Genomic DNA, 3751 nt, shown 5'->3' on the forward strand with positions numbered 1-3751 from the left:
TTTGTCTACACCCTCTTAATATTTTTTTGCTCGAAAATCTCGCATTCAAGCCAAAATAGGACAAAAGACCCTGTAACTATTAGGGGGTAAGTCCTTTTTTTGCGGCGAGCGAGAAGTTGTTTTAACGCGACATAAGGTTACATCTGTAGGTGTTTTCTTTCATTGACTACCTGAAATGCTGCTCAGATCTGCTCTTGGGGCAGCTGGTAATTCCGGGCCTGAGCGACCAGCCAGTCGCGAAATGCGCTGAGTGACGCCGATTCCACTTTGCGCTCGGGAATAATCAGGTGGTAGGCCTTGCTGCTGGACAGCGAACAGGCGTTGGCGATCACCAGGCGCTTTTCATGCAGTTCGCGCTGAATAAGGAAGGGCGGGATCAGTGCCACACCCATGTCGTGCATGGCTGCCTGCGCAAGCATCGAAAACAGCTCGTAGCGAGGGCCGGTCATATCGCGGGCCACATCCATGCCCTGCGCGTTGAACCATTGGCGCCACGCATAGGGGCGCGTGGTTTGTTGAAGCAATGGCAGCTCGGCGAGCTCGCTTGCTTGCAGATGGTCTCGCCCGTTCAGGAACGAGGGGCTGCAGACCGGCATGGAGTTTTCACCCATCAGCCGATGCGACTGGGTGCCGGACCAGTCGGCGTCGCCGAAATAGATAGCAGCATCGAAGTCGGTGTCAGCAAACAGAAAAGGGCGCGTGCGGTTGGTCAGGTGAACCGTGACATCAGGGTGCTTGTGCTGGAAGTCCTTAAGGCGTGGCAACAGCCATTGAGTGCCGAACGTCGGCACCACGGCGAGCTCGATGGCGTTGGCGCCTTGTTGGCCCATGACCGACAGGGTGTCACGCTCGACTGCGTCCAGTTGCTGGGCCACGCGGCGGCTGTAGGAAAGGCCTGCCTCCGTGAGCTTCACACCCCGTCGAGAGCGCCGGAACAGCTTAACGCCGAGAAACTCCTCAAGTCCGCCAATCTGTCGGCACACCGCGCCTTGTGTCAGGGACAGCTCGTGAGCGGCTTTGGTAAAGCTTTCGTGTCGGGCAGCTGCTTCGAAACTGACCAGTGCAGTGGTGCTGGGTATTTTGCGTCTCATATCCTTTCTTCTCACTGGTCTTTTTGTTATGCGGGCCTGATGCGGCTCTTGGAGTGAGAAATTAGCACAAGAGGTTGATAAAACCTCGTTTGTCTCCGGATGACACCAGGACTAGGATCGTTACAGGATTTTTCAGCTGAACGTGAGGAACATGCATGAGCGGTAAAGCAAGTTTTAACTGGATCGACCCATTGCTGCTGGATCAACAGCTCACTGAAGAAGAACGCATGGTTCGCGACACTGCCGAGCAGTTCGCCCAGAGCAAGCTGGCCCCGCGCGTGCTTGAAGCCTTCCGTCACGAGAAAACCGACCCGGCCATCTTTCGCGAGATGGGCGAAGTGGGGTTGCTGGGTGCAACGATTCCGGAAGCGTTTGGCGGCAGTGGCTTGAATTACGTCTGTTATGGGCTGATCGCCCGTGAAGTCGAGCGTATCGATTCAGGCTATCGATCAATGATGAGTGTGCAGTCCTCGCTGGTCATGGTGCCAATCAATGAATTCGGTACGCAGGCCCAGAAAGAGAAGTACCTGCCTAAACTGGCCTCGGGCGAATGGATTGGCTGCTTCGGCCTGACCGAGCCCAACCATGGTTCAGACCCAGGGGCGATGATCACTCGTGCCCGGAGTGTCGAGGGTGGTTATCGCCTGAGCGGCAGCAAGATGTGGATTACCAACAGCCCGATCGCGGATGTGTTTGTGGTGTGGGCCAAGGACGATGCTGGCGATATCCGCGGTTTCGTTCTCGAAAAGGGCTGGGCAGGTCTGAGCGCCCCGGCTATTCATGGCAAGGTCGGTCTGCGTGCGTCGATCACTGGCGAGATCGTCATGGATAACGTGTTCGTGCCTGAAGAAAACATCTTCCCGGACGTGCGCGGTCTGAAAGGTCCGTTCACCTGTCTCAATTCTGCGCGCTACGGTATTTCCTGGGGCGCGCTGGGTGCGGCGGAGTTCTGCTGGCACACCGCGCGGCAATACACCCTCGACCGTCAACAGTTTGGGCGTCCGCTGGCGGCCAATCAGCTGATCCAGAAAAAGCTGGCGGACATGCAGACTGAAATCACTCTGGCGCTGCAAGGCTGCCTGCGTTTGGGACGCATGAAAGACGAAGGTACGGCTGCCATAGAGATTACCTCGATCATGAAGCGCAATTCCTGCGGCAAGTCGCTGGATATCGCGCGCATGGCTCGCGACATGCTGGGCGGTAACGGTATCTCGGACGAGTTCGGCATCGCCAGGCATCTGGTCAATCTGGAAGTAGTGAATACCTATGAAGGTACGCACGATGTGCACGCGTTGATTCTAGGGCGTGCGCAGACCGGCATTCAGGCCTTCTATTAAGGAGGGCTGATCATGGGGGCGCTTTCACATATCCGGGTGCTCGACTTGTCCAGGGTCCTGGCCGGGCCTTGGGCCGGGCAGATCCTTGCTGACCTGGGGGCTGACGTCATCAAGGTCGAGCGACCAGGATGTGGCGATGACACTCGTTCGTGGGGTCCGCCATTTCTTCAGGACGCGGCCGGGCAGAACACCACCGAGGCTGCTTACTACCTGTCGGCCAATCGCAACAAGCAGTCAATCACCATCGACTTCACGCGGCCGGAAGGGCAGAAGCTGGTACGGGAGCTGGCGGCGAAGTCGGATATTGTCATCGAGAACTTCAAGGTTGGCGGGTTGGCGTCTTATGGTCTGGATTACGAATCGCTCAAGGCTGTTAATCCACGTCTGATCTATTGCTCCATTACCGGTTTCGGTCAGAGCGGGCCGTATGCGACGCGTCCGGGTTACGATTTCATGATCCAGGCACTTGGCGGCCTGATGAGCCTAACCGGTCTGCCGGACGGTGAGGAGGGCGCGGGCCCGGCGAAAGTTGGCGTTGCGCTGACCGACATCCTGACAGGTCTGTATTCGACAACGGCCATTCTCGCCGCCCTTGCTCATCGCGATCAAAGCAATACAGGGCAATACATTGATATGGCGCTGCTCGATGTGCAGGTGGCGTGTCTGGCTAATCAGGCCATGAACTACCTGACCACGGGCGTTGCGCCCAGGCGCTTGGGCAATGCTCATCCCAATATAGTGCCGTATCAGGCTTTTCCTACAGCCGATGGCGACCTGATCCTGACTGTGGGGAATGACAGCCAGTTCAGAAGGTTTGCCGAAGTGGCGGGGCAGCCACAGTGGGCTGATGATTCGCGCTTCCTGACCAACAAGCTGCGCGTGGCTCATCGTGCCGAACTGATTCCGTTGATTCGTCAGGCTACCGTGTTCAAGACCACCGCCCAGTGGGTTGACGAACTTGATGCGGCTGGCGTGCCGTGCGGCCCGGTCAATGATCTTGCTCAAGTATTTGCGGATCCGCAGGTTATGGCGCGGGGGCTTGCTATAGAGATGCCGCACGCGTTGGGCGGGCGCGTTCCGCAGGTCGCCAGTCCGATCAGGCTATCGGAAACGCCAGTCGAATATAGAAGGGCGCCTCCTTTGTTGGGCGAGCACACGGCGCAAGTGCTTCAAGAGCTATTAGGGCTTGAGTGTGAAGAGGTTGCAGCGCTGCGCAAGTCTGGGGTCTTGTAGCTATATAGAAGAAAGCGTTTGCGAAGGGCTTTTCGATATAGCTACAGGGCCTTAATGGGTAATTTCGATGTTTTTGAAATTAACGGTTGA

At 57.0% G+C, this 3751-nt stretch carries 3 protein-coding genes; 2 read left to right on the forward strand and 1 reads right to left on the reverse strand.

The window, feature by feature from the left end:
• Positions 1–182 precede the first annotated feature (182 nt).
• Positions 183–1091: a LysR family transcriptional regulator gene (locus tag ALO64_RS04700; protein ID WP_044345680.1), complete on the reverse strand. Its 909-nt coding sequence runs from the start codon at positions 1089–1091 to the stop codon at positions 183–185.
• A gap of 155 nt (positions 1092–1246) precedes the next feature.
• Here ALO64_RS04700 and ALO64_RS04705 point away from each other — a divergent pair, with 155 nt between their 5' ends.
• Both ALO64_RS04705 and ALO64_RS04710 read left to right on the forward strand, forming a co-directional pair.
• Positions 1247–2428 (forward strand): acyl-CoA dehydrogenase, encoded by a 1182-nt coding sequence (locus ALO64_RS04705; protein WP_044345678.1) that lies wholly within the window; start codon positions 1247–1249, stop codon positions 2426–2428.
• A 9-nt stretch (positions 2429–2437) separates the two neighbouring features.
• The gene (locus ALO64_RS04710) at positions 2438–3661 is read left to right on the forward strand and encodes a CaiB/BaiF CoA transferase family protein (protein WP_174517432.1); all 1224 of its coding nucleotides are present in this window, start codon (positions 2438–2440) and stop codon (positions 3659–3661) included.
• The last annotated feature ends 90 nt before the right edge of the window (positions 3662–3751 follow it).

The organism is Pseudomonas meliae, from assembly GCF_001400515.1.
Classification (GTDB): Bacteria; Pseudomonadota; Gammaproteobacteria; order Pseudomonadales; family Pseudomonadaceae; genus Aquipseudomonas; species Aquipseudomonas amygdali.

What these genes read in the sequence shown, in the direction of transcription:
- ALO64_RS04700 (WP_044345680.1), bottom strand. Translation starts at nt 1,091, where the DNA reads ATGAGACGCAAAATACCCAGCACCACTGCACTGGTCAGTTTCGAAGCA.
- ALO64_RS04705 (WP_044345678.1), top strand. Translation starts at nt 1,247, where the DNA reads ATGAGCGGTAAAGCAAGTTTTAACTGGATCGACCCATTGCTGCTGGAT.